The organism is Sphingomonas sp. (assembly GCF_024508665.1).
Classification (GTDB): Bacteria; Pseudomonadota; Alphaproteobacteria; order Sphingomonadales; family Sphingomonadaceae; genus Sphingomonas.
On the sequence record NZ_JANINP010000001.1, the window covers coordinates 542,421 to 557,565 of the forward strand.

Consider the following 15,145-nt stretch of genomic DNA (forward strand, 5'->3'; position numbering starts at 1 on the left):
CGTCAGGTGATGCCGAAGGTCCAGCCCTCTGTTTGTGCGATCTCGGGAGTCAGGCGCTCAGGTGACCACAATTCCGGCCGCGGAGCATAGACGCGCAGCCAGGCCGCGGTGAGCAAAGCATCGGCGCTATGGTCGTCGATCGTGCCGCTTCCCGCCACCGGCGCGCTGCCGAGCGTCTCCAGCGCGACGTTCAGCGTCTCGATCGACATCATCTTGGTCCGTCCTTTCGCCCGACCGGCGGCGATCGCGGCGAGGCTGGTATAGATTTCGACGATCAGCGATCCTTGCGCCGGTGCAGGGTCGAACGGCCAGATCGGAAGCCTACCCGCAAGCTGGTGCATCACGCGCATCCCGGTCAGGCTCGATTTCCCGACTTGCGCCGCGCCGACCAGGTTGAGGTTGCTGTACGGGTTCAGACCCTGGAGCCGTTGCTCGATTTCGCTGATGCGCAGCCGCCCGCGACCGCCGCCATATTGATCGCCCTCGCGCCCGCCGTGCCGACGGAAATGGCGCGAGGCCTGGGGGTGATCGACAAAGGTCGAGGCGGCGAGATGCGGATCGTCGGCCGAGATTCGGTCGACCAACGCCCACAAGGCCCGCGCATTCGCCGGGCTCTCGTCCCACCCTGGAAAGAACGCGCCGCGATCGGCGAAGGGTAGCGAAAGGCCGAGGTCGAGCCCTACCAGCGTCCCCTCGGGCATCTCGGCGCGCAACCAATGGAGGACGGCGGTCCGCGACCATCCGCCCGGCTCAGCGATCAGTGCCGGAGCACCGCCGTCGCGGGCGCAGATCGCGACCGCGATGCCCCGCTGCACCGGGCCGACCGCGCCAGACCAGTCGATCGCCGCATAATAATCGAAATGGTCAGGGACGATCGCCAAACGCCGCTCGCTGCGCCTTGCCGGCTCGATCCCACCAGGCACGGGTGATAACGGTACGAACGCGGTCGGGATCGCTCGATCCATAGCGTACCAGCAGACCGGGCCAGCCTTCGTAATGCGGCGTCTGCCAGAAGGTGTCTGGGTCGGTTTCGAGCAACACAGCCTTTTCTTCGTGCGAGCTCATGACGTGAAAACTGTCTGCTTCGCGCCCCGGCGAGACGAACGCCTTCTTGTTCACTTTGGGACAAGGGGTGCCGTAGAAGCTTTCCATGTAGGTGTCGGGCAGGCCGAGGGCGAAGGCGACGACTTGATCCCAGTTCGCGAGCGCCTCAGCCATCGCTCTTGCGCCTCAAGCTGTCCCAATAATCCAGTCGTTCCTGGATGCGCTTCTCGAACCCGCGACCGGTCGGGGTGTAGAAGGTCTGCGGGCGCATGTCCTCAGGCCAGTAATTCGATCCCGAAAAGCCCTCCTCGGTGTCGTGGTCATAGGCATAGCCTTTGCCGTACCCAATGTCCTTCATCAGCTTGGTCGGCGCGTTGAGGATGTTCTGCGGCGGCATCAGCGAGCCAGTTTCCTTGGCCGACGCCCAGGCCGCACCCATCGCCTTGTACGCGGCATTCGATTTTGGTGCGGTCGCCAGATAGAGACACGCCTGGACCAGCGCGAGTTCGCCTTCGGGCGAACCCAGGAAATCATAAGTGTCCTTGGCGGCGATGCACTGGACCAGCGCTTGCGGGTCGGCGAGGCCGATATCCTCGATCGCCATGCGGACCAGTCGGCGCAACAGATAGAGCGGTTCCTCACCGGCTGTGAGCATCCGCGCGAGATAATAAAGCGATGCCTGGGGATCGCTGCCGCGCACCGCTTTGTGCAGCGCGGAGATCAGGTTGTAATGGCCCTCGCGGTCCTTGTCGTAGACCGCGACGCGCCGTTGCAGGAATGCCGACAGCCCGGCAGGGTCGAGCGGTTCAGGCAGGTCGACCGAATAGAGCGTCTCTGCTTGGTTGAGCAGAAAGCGCCCGTCTCCGTCGGCGCTGGCGATCATCGCTGCGCGCGCGTCGGGGGTGAGAGGCAGGGAACGCCCCATCAGCTCATCGGCACGGTCGAGCAATTTGCCGAGTGCGATTGCGTCGAGGCGATGCAGGATCAGCACCTGCGCCCGGCTGAGCACCGCGGCATTGAGCTCGAAGCTCGGATTTTCAGTAGTGGCGCCGACCAAGGTGACAGTACCGTCCTCGACATACGGCAGGAAGCCGTCTTGCTGCGCGCGGTTGAAGCGATGGATCTCGTCTACGAACAGCAGGGTGCGCTTGCCGATCCGGGCATGTTCGCGCGCTTCCGCGAACGCCTTCTTGAGATCGGCGACGCCCGAGAACACCGCGGAGATCGCGATGAAGCGCAGGCCGACCGCGTCGGCGAGCAACCGCGCGATGGTCGTCTTGCCGGTGCCGGGCGGTCCCCACAGGATCATTGACGACAGCCGGCCGGCCGCGACCATGCGCCCGATCGCGCCCTCAGGCCCGGTCAGATGCTCCTGGCCGACGACATCCTCCAGCCGGCGTGGGCGCAGCCGGTCGGCAAGGGGGGCATCCTCGCTCGGAACATCCTGGGGAGCAGCGTCGGGTTCGAAGCCCGCGAAGAGGTCGGCCATAACGGGAACATAGGGTTTTGGGCGGCGAATTCCCAGCATTCTGCGGTTTGTGGGCGATGGCCAGTTCCGCGCGAACGGGTGACGGTCAGGGTGAGCGCTTCCCAAGCGTCACGGTGCCGAGCGGTCATAGCATCGAGCCTCTAGTCGTAAGGCCTGCGTCCCGGCGGATCCTGGCCCAAAGCCGGGACGACGGTGTAAAAGGAGGGAAGCGTACTGAATGTTTCTAAGATATATCTTGATTTATTCTGTTCAAGATATATCTTGGCGCCATCATGAAACATCCGAGGAATCAAGAATCCATGTTTTTCCATCATCATCACGGCGGCCGCGGCTGCCATCCCGGTCAGCACGCGATGCGCGGCGGCTGGGGTCATCGCGGCTGGCATGGCCGTGGCTTCGGTGGCGGCCGTGAAGGTCGCGGCGAGGGCCGTTCGCGGCGCATGTTCGACGGCGGCGAGCTTCGTCTCGTCCTGCTCAAGCTGATCGCCGACGAGCCGCGCCACGGTTACGACCTGATCCGGCAGATCGAAGAGCTGACCGGCGGCGCCTATGCGCCGAGCCCCGGCGTGGTCTATCCGACGATCACCCTGCTCGACGATATGGGCCTGATCGAGGCCCAGCAGAGCGAGGGCGCCAAGAAGCTGTTCGCGGTTACCGAGGCCGGCACTGCCGAACTCGAGGCCAATGCCGAGCAGGTCGCGGCACTGATCGCCCGGTTGAGCGCGATCGGCGAGGAACGGCAGAAGGTCGACGCCACCTCGATCCGCCGCGCCATGGGCAATCTGCGTGAAGTGTTGGTCAACCGGCTCAACTCGGGCGAGGTCGATGACGAGGCGCTGCACCAGATTGTCGCCTTGCTCGATGAGGCCGCGCAGAAGATCGAGCGACTTTGAGTACAAAACCCTCTCCCTTTGGGAGAGGGTCGAGGCGCGTCAGCGCCGAGGGGTGAGGGCAGGGAGCTACATGCGGGCCTGCCCTCACCCTTCCGCCGCTCTTCGAGCGGCTCCCTCCCTCTCCCAACGGGAGAGGGACTTCAAGGAAGACCCCCATGACCGTTTCCGCGACCGCCAAGCTGCCGACCGCGAGCGCCAGCAAATATCTCCAGCAAGTGTGCAAGCATTGGCAGCACAATCTGACGGTTGAATTCACCGCCGACCACGGCACCGTGACTTTTCCCAGGGACGCGCGCGGGGCCGACTGGCCAGGAGACGCGCTGGTCACGTTCGACGCCTCGGCGGATACGTTAGAGGTCCGTATCGATGCCAGTATCGACGGGCAGCTCGAGGGGTTGAAGGGCGCCGTAGCGCGTCACCTCGACCGCTTTGCCTTTCGCGAGGCGCCGCTGGCGTTCGACTGGCGAGTGGCGTGAGGATTTAAAATCCTCCCCGTTCCGGGGAGGAATTTCACCCCGCCAACACCTTCTCCGCCACTTCCTCCATGCTGCCGACGACGAGCAGGGAGTCGCCGCCGACCATGCCGACCTTGGTCTGGCCGTTCTCGTCGGCGCGCAAATAGGCGATGTTTGCCGCGACCACGAGATAATCGCCGCCGCGCGACTTGAGCAGAATGAACTTCACGATCGACCTCCGACCTCCAGGGATTCCGGGGCGACCTAGATCGTTTTCCTTGATAATCCGTCACGAAGATCCGGGAGCGATCCCACGCCCGGCTTTCCATATTTAGGCCGAGTACCGCTCCGCCGTTGCCTTGATCAGCGCGATCATGTTGGGAATGCCTTGCGTTCGGTTCGAGCTGAGCTGGTTGCGCAGGTCGAACGGCGCCAGCGCGGCGTCGATATCGGTCGCCAATATTTCGGCTGGCTGGCGATCCTGCACCGTCAACAGGACTAACGCGATGATCCCCTTGGTGATCGCTGCGTTCGAGTCTGCCAGGAAATGAAGCGCACCGTCGTCGCGGACCGTGGGATAGACCCAGACCGATGCCGAACATCCCCGCACCAGGGTCGCGTCGGTCTTGAGCGCGTCAGGCATTGGCTCGAGCGCTCGGCCGAGATCGATCAACAGGCGATAGCGATCGTCGGCGTCGAGAAATTGATATTCGTCCTGCAGGTCGGAAAGGGTCGTCATGGTCGCGCTATAGCGCGCCGTCTGCCCAATCCAACCGCCACTCTGAGCTTGGCTCAGAACCCGAAGTCCTCGCCGCAGGCATCGGCGGCGCCTCCATCGGACCCCGGGCCCTGAGCCAAGCTCAGAGCGGCGGGGAAGCGGACCTCAGAGGTCCACTCCCGAAGCGATCGCCTCGAGCTTGCGGATCCGCTCCTTGAGGTCCGCGATCTCGATCCGCGCGCTGGCGTTGGGCAGCGAAGGACCGTCATGCCCACCATGATCGGCATAGGCGTTGATCTCACGCTCCTTCAGCGCCAGCCATCCGCGCCAACCGGCGAGCGATGCCATGCAGATCATGCCCAGGCCGGCCAGGCCGGCGCCCGCCATGGTGAAATACAGATTGGGGTCGGTCATCATTGACGTCTCCATTCGATTGTCGCCGGCCGCCCTCAGCGGTCGCGGTTGCGCAGCGATTCGATCTCGCGGTCGAGATTGGCACTGCTGCTGTTGGTGTCGGTGATCACGCGCTCGAGGACGGCGATGCGGTCCTTGAGATTGGTGATCTCGTTGCGAAGCTGGCGATTTTCCTCGCCGAGGCTCGGGTCTCGCAGGCTGTACTCGTTGCCCTGCCTGTCGCGACCGACGCCCATCCTCGCTCGGATGATGCTTCCGACGGTCACGATCAGGACGATGCCGATGACCATTTCAAAGGGGTTCATCTGGGGAGGCTCCCGTCAAGCGTTGGTTATTCGGCGGGCTGCATGCCGGCCTGGCGCATGGCGCGGCGGCGCGGCCGGTCGACCCGCTCGGCGAGCCAGACACCGATGCCGGTGGGGATCGCCAGGATCACGACGAAGATTGCTAAGCCGATCATTGCTGTTGTCCTATTCTGTCTGTTCAGTTCAGCGGCTGGGGCTCGTCGCCCCGCAGCTTGTCGATTTCTTCGGCGACCGCGATGCCGCGGTCGGTCACGATCCGCTCCAGCACGCGCACCCGTTGTTCCAGCCGCTCGGTCTGGGCGGCATATTGCGCGGCCTTTTCGGCGACCTTGTCGGCTTCGAGTTCGAGCTGGCGTTCGCGCAGCTTGAGCCAGGGCTTGACGAACACGCCGCCGAAGATCGCGAGCAGGCCGCAGCTGATGCCCAGGATCGGGATGAGGAGGGGGCTGATCATTGTCTTGGCTCCTCAGTTCAGCGGCTGCGCGTCGCGCAGCTTTTCGATTTCTTCCGCGACATCCAGGCCGCGGTCGGTGACGATCCGTTCCATGACGCGCATCCGCTGTTCGAGCCGTTCGGTCTGCGCCGCATATTGCGCGGCCTTCTCGGCGGCCTGGGCGTTGAGCGCCTCGGCCATTTTCTCGCGGTGCTGGGTCCAGGTCTTGAGCATCTCGCTGCCGATGCCGAGCGCGGCGGGGATACCCACGACCACCAGGGCAAGCATGAAGATGGTGAAGCCGTTGGTGGCGAAAAAATCGGTCATCTCGTGCTTCCTCAGTCGCGGTTGCGAAGTTCGTCGATCTCTCGAGCGACACGCTCGCCGGGATCGGTCGCGATGCGTTCGAGGACGCGCAGGCGCTCCTCCAGACGGCCGATCTGGCTGACGAGCTTGTCATTCTCGTTCGACAGCAGTTCGATCTTGCGCTGCGCTTCCAGATCGCCGCTGGTATCCACATAACCCCGGCGCATTGCGCGGCGGTGGTTGCGGTCCTCGAGCGGATAGCCGTGCTTTGCCCTGATCGACATCTTGACGATGCCGCCGACCGTCGCGATCGCGATGATCATCAGGACGAAGATTTGACCATGATCCACGTTCGTTCTCCTCGGTGGGCCGGCGCTTCAGCGCAGGCCGTCGATCTCGTGCGCCAGCCGTTTCGGCTGATCGGTGACAATCTCTTCGAGCACTGCCAGTCGCCGGCGCATTTCCGCCGTTTCGCGCTGCTGGCGTAGTTGATCGGGAGACGGTCCGCTCGGCGCCTGTTGCGTGGTGCTAAGCGCTTTCTTCACCTTGCGATTGGCGAACCATTGAATGGCCAGGGTCGCGCTCGTTCCGAACATCGCGCCCATGATGAAGTAAGGTGTCGGGTCCATTGTTCTTATCCCCTATTTCCGCCGACCGGCTCAGCGCAGTGCGTCGATCTCGTCGGCCAGGCGGGTGTTGCGGCTGGTGTACAGCGTCTCGATATCGGCCAGCCGGCGGTCGAGGTCGCGGAATTTGGAGCGGACCTCGGAGGCCGAGCGGCTCGGGTTCGAGCGCACGCCTTGCCAGAACTTCGCGTCCTCGGCGTCGTCGTACAGACCGAACGGCTTGCAGGGTGCCAGCCAGGCGGTGATGAAGTACGCGGGGATGACCCAGCCCGAGGTTATCAGCGCGAGGATGACCGTGCCGACCCGGACGACGGTGACGTCAATCCCGGTATAGTCGGCGACACCGGCACAGACACCCAGGAACTTCTTGTTCTGCTTGTCCAGGTAGAATTTGGTGCGGCTAGCGGACATTTCAGTTGCTCCGTGAAGCGATTTGGTCGGCCGGTTCGGCAAGCGGCATGCTCGCTTTCCAGTCTGGGTGGTCGGCAGCGACGATGCGCTCGACCGTCGAAACGCGATCCTCGAGGCGGCGGGCGAGCGAGTAGAGCTCATCCAGCAGCTTCTCGTCCTCATTCGTGATCTTCGGCGCCTGACGCCATTTGGTCACGTAGTGCAGTACAATCCACGGGAGCCCGATGAAGAGCATTCCCACGATCATGATCGGGATCAGGGCGTCCTCCATGTCTCAGCCCTCCCTTATTTCTTGCCGAGGCGGGCTTTGAGCGCTTCGAGCTCAGCATCGACCTTTTCGGCTGCCTTCAGCTCGGCGATCTCTTCCTCGAGCGTCTTGGGCAGCCCGCCCAGGTTGAGCGCCTCGGCGCGGCCCTCGGCCAGGTCGACGCGGCGTTCGAGCACGTCGAAGCGCGAGAAGGCGTCCTGCGTACGACCGGCTGAATAGACCTCGCGGATCTTGAATTTGTTGTTCGCGCTCTCCAGCCGGGTAGCGATCGAGGACTGGCGGTTGCGCGCCTCGCTCAGCTTCTTCTGGAGCTTGGCGATATCCTCTTCCGAACCCCGCAATGCCTCGTCGAGCACGCTGATCTGCTGGCTGAGCTCGACGACCATGTCGGTCGCCTTCTGCCGCTCGACCAGGGCTGCCTTGGCCAGATCCTCGCGATCCTTCGACAGCGCCAGTTCGGCCTTCTCGGTCCAGCTTTCCTCGAGCTGGCTGAGCTTGGCGATATGGCGGCGCATCTCTTTCTGGTCGGCGATGGTGCGCGCGGCGGAGGCGCGAACCTCGACCAGCGTCTCTTCCATCTCCAGGATGATCATGCGGATCATCTTCGCCGGATCTTCCGCCTTGTCCAAAAGGTCGGTGAAGTTGGCGGCGATGATGTCGCGGGTTCGCGAAAAAATGCCCATGTTGGTGTTACTCCTCGGATGTACGCTTTACTCGGATTGGTGGGACCGCCGAGGCGGGAAGCAAGGGGGAAACCCGCCCCGGCGGCTGTCCGTCACGCCTTCAGCGCGACGGGAACCTGCGGAGCCGGATTGGCCTGCGCCAGGCCCGGGCCGACGGCCGCGAGCATCAGCGCCGAACCGCAAGCGAAGGTGCTGGCGACCACCACCAAAGTGCGACCCAGACCATTAGAAACCGACTGCATTGTTCTTACTCCCTAGTATTTCGTGCCGATCAACCGGCGATGCCAGCTCAATTGCAGAAGCCGTGCCAATTTTGAAAAACGGCGGAAATCCGCCATTTTTTCTTCTGAAGGAGGGCGGGTTGGCGATTTGCACTTGCCAAAGATTGGGAAAATACACCAAGTCGTGGGCATGGAACGGACGACGCAGGTTATCGGGCAATCGGGACCCTTTCTCGACGCGCTGGAACGCGCCAGCCGCGCCGCCGCGCTCGACCGCCCCGTGCTGGTGATAGGCGAGCGCGGAACCGGCAAGGAACTGGTCGCCGAGCGTCTCCACCGCCTCAGCCCGCGCTGGGACCAGGCGTTGATCGTGATGAACTGCGCCGCGCTGCCGGAGACATTGATCGAGGCGGAATTGTTCGGCCACGAAGCGGGCGCGTTCACCGGCGCGACCAAGGCGCGGGCAGGGCGGTTCGAGGAAGCCGACGGCGGCACCTTGTTCCTCGACGAACTCGGCACACTCAGCATGGCCGCGCAGGAGCGGCTGTTGCGCGCGGTCGAATATGGCGAGGTTACCCGGATCGGCGCGTCGCATCCGATCCGCGTCGATGTCCGCATCGTAGCGGCGACCAACGAGCACCTGCCCGAGAAAGTCGAGCGCAACCAGTTCCGCGCCGATTTGCTCGACCGGCTGAGTTTCGAGGTCGTGACGCTGCCGCCGTTGCGCGCGCGGCCGGGGGACGTTCCGGTGCTGTCCGAGCATTTCGGGCGGCGCATGGCCGCCGAAATGAACCGCGACTGGCACGGCTTCTCGCCCGAGGCGCTCGATTCGCTGATCGACTATCGCTGGCCGGGCAATGTGCGCGAACTGCGCAACGTGGTCGAGCGCGCGGTCTATCGCTGGGAACAGGATGGGCCGATCGCGCATATCGAGTTCGATCCGTTCCAGTCGCCGCATCGTCCCGGCGGCGGCGGCACGCAGCCGGCGCCGATGGTCGATCATGTCGCACCGCCGGCGCCGCCGCCGGGCGAGAGCGAGCCGGCCGATTTCAAGAGCCGCGTTGCGCGGTTCGAACGCGATGTGCTGACAAAGGCTCTCGCCGCCAACCGCTTCAACCAGCGTCAGACGGCGGATGCTTTGGGGCTGAGTTACGACCAGTTGCGCCACGCTTTGCGCCGCCACGATCTGTTGCCGGGATAGAAAGCGAGCGCGGGGCGACGGAATCGCTTGCGCAACGAGTTCGCTGGACCCATTTGGCGGGCATGGGCGTTCGGCATCCGACGTCCCCTTTAGAGCCGTTCAAAGAAGGAGGAGCTTCCCCATGGCTTTCGAACTCCCGCCGCTTCCTTATGGATATGAATCGCTGGCGCCGACGATCAGCGAAGAAACCATGAAGTATCACCACGACAAGCACCACAAGGCGTATACCGACAATCTGAACGCCGGGATCGCTGAGAGCGGGCTCGAGGGCAAGTCGATCGAGGATATCCTCGCCAGTGCATCGACGGCGTCGGCCAAGGTACGCAACAACGGTGGCGGCTATTGGAACCACGACTTCTTCTGGAAGATCATGGCGCCCGGTGGCGGTCAGCCGTCGGGCAAGCTGGCCAACGCGATCGCCGAGTTCGGCGGCCTCGATAAACTCAAGGAAGAGTTCAACGCCAAGGGCGCCGGACAGTTCGGTTCGGGTTGGGCCTGGCTGATCGCCGACGCGTCGGGCAAGCTCAAGGTCACCTCGACTCCGAACCAGGACAATCCGCTGATGGACGTCGTCGCCGATCGCGGCACGCCGATCCTGGGCAACGACGTCTGGGAGCACGCTTATTATCTGACCTACCGCAACGACCGCGGGGGATATTTGAAAGCGTGGTGGGACGTCGTGAACTGGAACGAGGCTGGACGGATTTACGACAGCGTCGCCGGCTGATCGCCGCTACGATCGAACGATGGAGGGCTCCGCGCTGGCGGGGCCCTTTTTCGTTGCTGCCGGCACCGGTTCGGCCGGCGCAACACCGACGGAGGCGCACAGCTCGCGCGCGATCCGGCGATAGAACAGACAGACATCGTCCAGATCGCCGCGCGTCACGTTCACGTCCTGGCCGACCATCACGCGATCGAGCGGTGCATTGCAGCCTGTCCGCGCAGGCCATCCGACCGTCATCGCTATCCCGTCGCGACGATCGCCGCGTCCGACACGCCCGCCGCAATGGAACAGGCAGTCGCGCGACCGCCCCAGCGCGCGCAACCGGTCTCCGTCATGGTTCGGCAGCGATTTCGCGGTGCAATAGGTGGACAGCTTGTTCGCGGTGTTGCGCTGTCCAGGTCTCACGGGCAGTCCTTCCGCGCTCGAGGCGGCGTCGATCAACAGGTTGAGGAAACGGTCGAGCTCGCGCAGCCCGTTGCCGATCACCTTGGCGCGATAGCGGCCGGCGATCGCAAGGGATCGGGTGTCGGTGTCGGGCGCGACCGGCGCCCGCAGACAGCCGCCCAGGAAATCCGCCCCGCGGAACAATGTGGCGGCCGCATGCTGCATCTCTTCGGTGACGGCGCCGGGTGGCATGCGCGTTAGGCTTGATGATTCGTCGGCGCGCGCCATCAGGCCGAAGACGACGCGGATACGAGATAGGGCGGCATTCGCCCGAGCCCGACAGCATCGAGACAGGGCTGCGTTAGCTCGTGAATCACGTCCATGGCACCGCTTCGGCTGATGTAAGCGGGAGCGCGCCGGTCTCTCAGCTGCTGGCGCCTACGGACGGAAAACCAGCAGTCGCATGCCAATACACGTCCCGGCCCTAAATACCTAGCGTGCCCGCTTTCGTGCGAAGCCGAAGGTCAGCGACTGCTGCGGGCACGTCACGCCGCGACCGGCAATTCGTGACCCATCACGCGGGTAGGTACGCCCTGATAGCGCAGGCCCGGCAGCAGATGCTCATGCTTCATCACCACGCTATGGGCGCCGACATAGGTGTTTTCGCCGATCACTGCGCCGTATAGCGGCACCGTCGCCGCGGCCACGGTTGCGCCGGCTGCGATCGTCACCCTGTCGACCTTCAACACGCGGTCCTCGAACGTATGCGCCTGGAACATCGCGGTGACGGTCGCGCCATCGCCGATTCGGATCATGTCGGGGTCGACGACCTGGGCGAATTGCGGTCCCAGCACTGCGCGCTTGCCGATCCTGAGACCCATCGCGCGGAGATAGGCGGGCAAGAGGAAGGTGCCTTCCAGTCCTTGCAACAGCAACGTCGCATATTTCGCCCAGGCGACGTAGACGAAATCCCAGCGGCTGCACCAGCACGACCATAAGGCATGGTGCCCCGGCTTGACCCGGCCGATCAGCATCCATTTCAGCGCAAGCACCGTCGCGCACAAGGCGACGAGCGGAACCAGTGCGGCAAGCGGGATCACCACGAGTTGATAGACCAGCGGCGGCGCGGATTCCTCATCGACCATGATCGTGTACCACAGCAAGGTCAGCATCAGCGGCACCACCGGCAGCGCGAAGCGCAGCACTTCCCAGAACAGCCGGTTGAGGTAGCGGATCGCCGACGGATCGTGCGTCAGCCGGCGATCGGCCTCGACGATCTCGCGCCGCGGTAAATCGAAGCTGGGATGACCGAAGCGAGATTGGCCCTGCTCGATCAGCGACGAATCCGCGACTGTGCCGATCCCGATCAGGATGTCGTCGGGCAGGGTCTCGCCCGCCGGGATGACGGCGTGGTTGCCGAGGAAGGTGTTTCGTCCGAGCCGGACCGGGGCGAGCCGAACGCTGCCCTGGCGGACCTCGGCGCCACCGAGATAGATGCCGTCGGCGAAGAAGGTTTCCTCACCGATCGTGATCAGTTCGGGGACGACGTCGAGGATCGTGCTGATCTCGCATTTGGCGCCGATATTCATTCCGGCGAGCCGCAGCCATTTCGACCAGAATAACGTCCCGCTCAGCCATTCGCCTGCCGTATGGAGCATGCCCGTCTTGATCCAGACGCGGATATAAGCAGCGCTCCAACGGCCGATCGTGCCGGCGTGGACCCGGCCTATCAGCCGGAACATGAGTGCGGTCCAAACCAGTGTCAGCGGTATGCTCACCACCGTCAGTCCGATCACGACCATCGCGGTGCGCGACGCGAACACCGGATGGTACATCCAGCGCCAGATCTGATCGAACCCCACACCCGATAACCGGCATGCGGCGAGCGTCAGCAATTCGGCGGGGAGCGCCGCGATCATCGCCGCCGCGCCTTCGGCCAGCATCATCAACAGGCTGTGCCGCCACGGTTTCATTTGCCGCGAATGTATCGGGAGGGCCGGGGCAGGGGCCACCATGCCGGTACGGCCGGCGGGCACGCCATCCCAGATCTCTCCCGCCGGGATCGTGCCGCCGGCATTGAGCACCGACAAAGCGGTCAGCACGCTGCCCGCACCGATCCGGCAATCGCCTTCGACACCGGCGCGCACCATCATCGTCGCGCCGTCCTCCAGCGTGACCGACCCGACCACGATGTCGCCGCGATCCAGTTCGACCAGCCCGATATGCGCGTCCTGCCCAATCGCAACGTCGTCGCCGATCTCGAGCAGATCCCAGCCGCCCCGCCGCAGGTCGACACCGCGATGCAAGTGCACGCGCCGTCCGATCTTCGCGCCGAGCGCGCGCAACGCGATCTGCTGGAACACCGTGCCTTGGAGCATCGGCCAAGGGATCAGCCGAGCCGCCTGACAGACGATCCAGTGGCGGAGATAATAGGGACTCCAGACCGGCGCGCGGATCGGACGATATTTGCCGATCACCAGTCTTTTCACCGCGACGGCGAAAGCGACCGACAGCGGGATGTAGAGCACAGCCGCCGCCAGCGCGAGCACGGGCGCGAGCAGGATGAAGGCGGGCAGGCCGAGGTCGCCGAAGATCGGGGGAAGCAGAATGAAGGCGGCGAACCAGGTCGCCCAGGCACCGACAAGCAATTGGCCGCTGAGCCAGGCGATCTGCACGATATTGGCGAGCAATGGCCGCGCTTCGCCCTCGCGAAGCAGTGGAGGTTCGTCCGACGCATCGGCAAATGCCGGAATGCGGCCGGCGAGCTTGGCCAGCCCGCGCACGGTACGTGCATCATAGATGTCGCTCACCGTGATCCATTCGGTGTGATGATGGTCCCGCAGCAATGTGACCAGCATCGCCGCGCTCAGCGAATCGCCCCCAAGATCCTCGAAGAAATCGGCATCGACCGAAACTCCACCGGGCCGCTTGAGAATGTCGGCCATGCCGTCCGCAAGCAAGCGCTCCAGGTCGTTCTGGGGTGCAACGATCACGCCCGTTTCATGCTCCGTCGAGACCGGCATCTCCGGCAGCGCGGCGCGATCGATCTTGCCGCCGACCGTGGTCGGAATTTCGGCGATCGTCGCGACGTCGCGCGGGACCATGTAGCGCGGTAGTGTTGTGGCGAGTTGCGCTTTCAACGTGTCGCCACGCGGCGGGTTTGCCGGGTCTTCTGGGACGATATAGGCGATCAGTTCCTGCGCGCCGCGATGGTCCTGCACCCGGCATCCGGCCGCACGCACCCCAGGCAAGGCCGCCAGCCGCGCCTCGATCTCGGCCAGTTCGACGCGATAGCCGCGCAGCTTGACCTGGGCGTCGATCCGCCCGTGATAGAAGAAGTCGCCATCGACCTCGCGATGGACGAGATCGCCGGTGCGATAGATCCGCCCGAATTCGGGATGCTCCACGAACTTCTCGGCGGTGAGGTCGGGGCGATGGCGATAACCGCGTGCGACGCCCGCGCCACCAATGCATAGCTCGCCGCGCTCGCCATCGGCGACCGGCTGCAATTCCTCGTCGAGGGCCCAGGCCGCCATGTTCGGGATCGGCTTGCCGATCGTGATCGGCAGCACCGCGGCGATGTCGCCGCGCAGGCACGTGACTGCGCATTCGGTAGGGCCATAGCCGTTGACTAGCCGGCGCCCCTGCGACCACAGGTCGGCGATGTCGCGCGGTAGCGCTTCGCCGCCGACATAGAGCAATTTGAGGTCGGGCAGATCGCGCGCCGGATCGGTGCAGCCACTACTGCGCAACAGGGTCGGGGGCGGGCAGAACACCGTCGCACGCTCCTCCCGCAACCAGCGCACGATGTCGGGCCCCAGCCGGGCGGCGGCGTCGTCCATCACCACCAGGGTGGCGCCGGCCGCGAAGGCGAGCCAGGTTTCCTCGAGCGAGGAATCATAGGCGGCGGAGGAGCCCTGGATCACCCGATCGCTCGCGCTCAACGCGAACTCGGTCACGTCCGACGCGACCAGGTTGGCGATGTTACGATGCTCGATCATAACGCCCTTGGGGTGCCCGGTCGTGCCCGATGTGTAGATAACATAGGCCAGCCGTTCGGGCGGCAAATCCGCCGGGAGCGTGACGGGCGGTGGCTCGGCGGCCAGCAGCACGGCGGCGTCGAACAAGCGCACCGGGAGGTCGAGTGCGCCGAGGCGCGCCATCCCCTCGCGATCGGTCAGCACCGCGATGGGGGCGGCGTCCTCGACGATCTCGCGCATTCGATTGTCGGGAAAGGACGGGTCGAGACACGTGAACGCCGCGCCCGCTTTCAGTGCCGCAATCTGCGCGACGTAGAGCAAGGGCGACGTGCGCGGCAGCAGCAGGGCGACGATCGCCTCGTCCGATATGAGCGGCGCCAGATGCTGAGCCAGGCGATCGGACCGATCCGTCAATTCGCGATACGTCATGATCCGGCGCGTCTCGCGGCCGCGACCCGGTGGAATGTCGATCGCGGCATGGTCGGCGTGAGCCACGACTACGGGCTCGAGAAAATGGTGCAGTAGCAAGGGCGCCGGGCTCAAAGCCTGCGCTGTGGACAAGACGGGGTCTTCGAGTGCCATGAAATCGC

Annotated in this window: 22 protein-coding genes; 4 read left to right on the forward strand and 18 right to left on the reverse strand. The window is 64.5% G+C overall.

What is annotated here, in order from left to right; genetic code table 11:
• Positions 1 to 2 precede the first annotated feature (2 nt).
• The 3 genes from Q0L25_RS02480 to Q0L25_RS02490 are packed head-to-tail and all read right to left on the reverse strand — an operon-like array spanning position 3 to position 2,533.
• Positions 3 to 875, reverse strand: a complete 873-nt coding sequence (locus Q0L25_RS02480; protein ID WP_296611414.1) for a hypothetical protein — start codon at positions 873 to 875, stop codon at positions 3 to 5.
• Complete coding sequence (locus tag Q0L25_RS02485; protein ID WP_296611329.1) at positions 865 to 1,218, reverse strand: MmcQ/YjbR family DNA-binding protein; 354 nt, start codon at positions 1,216 to 1,218, stop codon at positions 865 to 867. The genes Q0L25_RS02480 and Q0L25_RS02485 overlap by 11 nt, the downstream gene beginning before the upstream one ends.
• Positions 1,211 to 2,533 (reverse strand): replication-associated recombination protein A, encoded by a 1,323-nt coding sequence (locus tag Q0L25_RS02490; RefSeq protein ID WP_296611330.1) that lies wholly within the window; start codon positions 2,531 to 2,533, stop codon positions 1,211 to 1,213. The genes Q0L25_RS02485 and Q0L25_RS02490 overlap by 8 nt, the downstream gene beginning before the upstream one ends.
• A gap of 353 nt (positions 2,534 to 2,886) precedes the next feature.
• Between Q0L25_RS02490 and Q0L25_RS02495 the strand changes: the two genes are divergently transcribed.
• Both Q0L25_RS02495 and Q0L25_RS02500 read left to right on the forward strand, forming a co-directional pair.
• Positions 2,887 to 3,426, forward strand: a complete 540-nt coding sequence (locus tag Q0L25_RS02495) for a PadR family transcriptional regulator (RefSeq protein WP_296611415.1) — start codon at positions 2,887 to 2,889, stop codon at positions 3,424 to 3,426.
• Between the two features lie 155 nt (positions 3,427 to 3,581).
• Positions 3,582 to 3,902: a DUF2218 domain-containing protein gene (locus tag Q0L25_RS02500; RefSeq protein WP_296611331.1), complete on the forward strand. Its 321-nt coding sequence runs from the start codon at positions 3,582 to 3,584 to the stop codon at positions 3,900 to 3,902.
• A gap of 34 nt (positions 3,903 to 3,936) precedes the next feature.
• On the opposite strand, the gene Q0L25_RS02505 is transcribed toward Q0L25_RS02500, so the two are convergent.
• The 13 genes from Q0L25_RS02505 to Q0L25_RS02565 form a co-directional block, all read right to left on the reverse strand.
• The gene (locus Q0L25_RS02505; RefSeq protein WP_169804221.1) at positions 3,937 to 4,110 is read right to left on the reverse strand and encodes a hypothetical protein; all 174 of its coding nucleotides are present in this window, start codon (positions 4,108 to 4,110) and stop codon (positions 3,937 to 3,939) included.
• Positions 4,111 to 4,212: 102 nt separating this feature from the next.
• On the reverse strand, positions 4,213 to 4,620 hold the full coding sequence (locus Q0L25_RS02510; protein ID WP_296611332.1) for a SufE family protein: 408 nt from the start codon (positions 4,618 to 4,620) through the stop codon (positions 4,213 to 4,215).
• Between the two features lie 144 nt (positions 4,621 to 4,764).
• Entirely contained in the window at positions 4,765 to 5,013 is a 249-nt protein-coding gene (locus Q0L25_RS02515; RefSeq protein WP_296611416.1) for a hypothetical protein, read from the reverse strand.
• 35 nt (positions 5,014 to 5,048) lie between these two features.
• Positions 5,049 to 5,303: a hypothetical protein gene (locus Q0L25_RS02520; protein WP_367184063.1), complete on the reverse strand. Its 255-nt coding sequence runs from the start codon at positions 5,301 to 5,303 to the stop codon at positions 5,049 to 5,051.
• A gap of 41 nt (positions 5,304 to 5,344) precedes the next feature.
• Positions 5,345 to 5,473, reverse strand: coding sequence for a hypothetical protein (locus tag Q0L25_RS02525; protein WP_281178798.1), 129 nt, complete (start codon positions 5,471 to 5,473; stop codon positions 5,345 to 5,347).
• A 23-nt stretch (positions 5,474 to 5,496) separates the two neighbouring features.
• Positions 5,497 to 5,772 (reverse strand): hypothetical protein, encoded by a 276-nt coding sequence (locus tag Q0L25_RS02530; RefSeq protein WP_296611334.1) that lies wholly within the window; start codon positions 5,770 to 5,772, stop codon positions 5,497 to 5,499.
• A 12-nt stretch (positions 5,773 to 5,784) separates the two neighbouring features.
• Positions 5,785 to 5,985, reverse strand: coding sequence for a hypothetical protein (locus Q0L25_RS02535; protein ID WP_245662084.1), 201 nt, complete (start codon positions 5,983 to 5,985; stop codon positions 5,785 to 5,787).
• A gap of 104 nt (positions 5,986 to 6,089) precedes the next feature.
• A complete protein-coding gene (locus Q0L25_RS02540) occupies positions 6,090 to 6,380 on the reverse strand; it encodes a hypothetical protein (RefSeq protein WP_296611417.1) in 291 nt (96 codons plus the stop codon).
• Positions 6,381 to 6,434: 54 nt separating this feature from the next.
• Positions 6,435 to 6,686 (reverse strand): hypothetical protein, encoded by a 252-nt coding sequence (locus Q0L25_RS02545; RefSeq protein ID WP_296611335.1) that lies wholly within the window; start codon positions 6,684 to 6,686, stop codon positions 6,435 to 6,437.
• Between the two features lie 30 nt (positions 6,687 to 6,716).
• Positions 6,717 to 7,094, reverse strand: a complete 378-nt coding sequence (pspC, locus tag Q0L25_RS02550) for an envelope stress response membrane protein PspC (RefSeq protein WP_296611336.1) — start codon at positions 7,092 to 7,094, stop codon at positions 6,717 to 6,719.
• A gap of 1 nt (position 7,095) precedes the next feature.
• Positions 7,096 to 7,365 carry an envelope stress response membrane protein PspB gene (pspB, locus tag Q0L25_RS02555; protein ID WP_296611337.1) on the reverse strand — a complete coding sequence of 90 codons (270 nt, stop codon included), beginning with the start codon at positions 7,363 to 7,365 and terminating at the stop codon, positions 7,096 to 7,098.
• 14 nt (positions 7,366 to 7,379) lie between these two features.
• On the reverse strand, positions 7,380 to 8,045 hold the full coding sequence (gene pspA, locus Q0L25_RS02560) for a phage shock protein PspA (protein WP_296611338.1): 666 nt from the start codon (positions 8,043 to 8,045) through the stop codon (positions 7,380 to 7,382).
• 92 nt (positions 8,046 to 8,137) lie between these two features.
• Positions 8,138 to 8,287 (reverse strand): hypothetical protein, encoded by a 150-nt coding sequence (locus tag Q0L25_RS02565; RefSeq protein ID WP_157082329.1) that lies wholly within the window; start codon positions 8,285 to 8,287, stop codon positions 8,138 to 8,140.
• 169 nt (positions 8,288 to 8,456) lie between these two features.
• Here Q0L25_RS02565 and pspF point away from each other — a divergent pair, with 169 nt between their 5' ends.
• Positions 8,457 to 9,467, forward strand: a complete 1,011-nt coding sequence (pspF, locus tag Q0L25_RS02570; protein WP_296611339.1) for a phage shock protein operon transcriptional activator — start codon at positions 8,457 to 8,459, stop codon at positions 9,465 to 9,467.
• Positions 9,468 to 9,588: 121 nt separating this feature from the next.
• The gene (locus Q0L25_RS02575) at positions 9,589 to 10,194 is read left to right on the forward strand and encodes a superoxide dismutase (protein WP_296611340.1); all 606 of its coding nucleotides are present in this window, start codon (positions 9,589 to 9,591) and stop codon (positions 10,192 to 10,194) included.
• A gap of 6 nt (positions 10,195 to 10,200) precedes the next feature.
• Here the strand turns inward: Q0L25_RS02575 and Q0L25_RS02580 are convergent, their stop codons facing one another.
• Both Q0L25_RS02580 and Q0L25_RS02585 read right to left on the reverse strand, forming a co-directional pair.
• Positions 10,201 to 10,827 (reverse strand): hypothetical protein, encoded by a 627-nt coding sequence (locus Q0L25_RS02580; protein ID WP_296611341.1) that lies wholly within the window; start codon positions 10,825 to 10,827, stop codon positions 10,201 to 10,203.
• A gap of 293 nt (positions 10,828 to 11,120) precedes the next feature.
• The gene (locus Q0L25_RS02585) at positions 11,121 to 15,137 is read right to left on the reverse strand and encodes a non-ribosomal peptide synthetase (RefSeq protein WP_296611342.1); all 4,017 of its coding nucleotides are present in this window, start codon (positions 15,135 to 15,137) and stop codon (positions 11,121 to 11,123) included.
• Positions 15,138 to 15,145: the final 8 nt, after the last annotated feature.